Source organism: Pseudoalteromonas sp. P1-26, assembly GCF_001401795.1.
In the GTDB taxonomy this organism is placed as follows: Bacteria; Pseudomonadota; Gammaproteobacteria; order Enterobacterales; family Alteromonadaceae; genus Pseudoalteromonas.
In genome coordinates, this window is record NZ_LKDX01000187.1 from 1 (window position 1) to 243 (window position 243).

General features: G+C 45.3%; 1 protein-coding gene. It reads right to left on the reverse strand.

Annotated features, from left to right (window positions below; genetic code table 11):
• A partial coding sequence (locus AN394_RS21450) for a reverse transcriptase domain-containing protein (protein WP_268795679.1) occupies nt 1–243 on the reverse strand: 243 nt, incomplete at both ends.

The window sequence follows — 243 nt, forward strand, 5'->3', positions numbered from 1 at the left end:
AAAGCCTAGGAAGTCAAAACCACGGCTAATGTGAGTAATGTGCGTTTTCTCTTCGGAGAGCGTTAAGCCTCTGTGTGCTAAGAAGTCAGTAATCAACGGTTTGATATCGTTCTCCAGCACGTTCTTTGAAGTGCAAGTGACGACGAAATCATCAGCGTATCCTATAAAGTTGGCTCTCGCCCCATTTTTAAGTGCGGTGGACTTTATGCGTTGCTCAAGACCTGCAAGAGTCATCAGCATCAA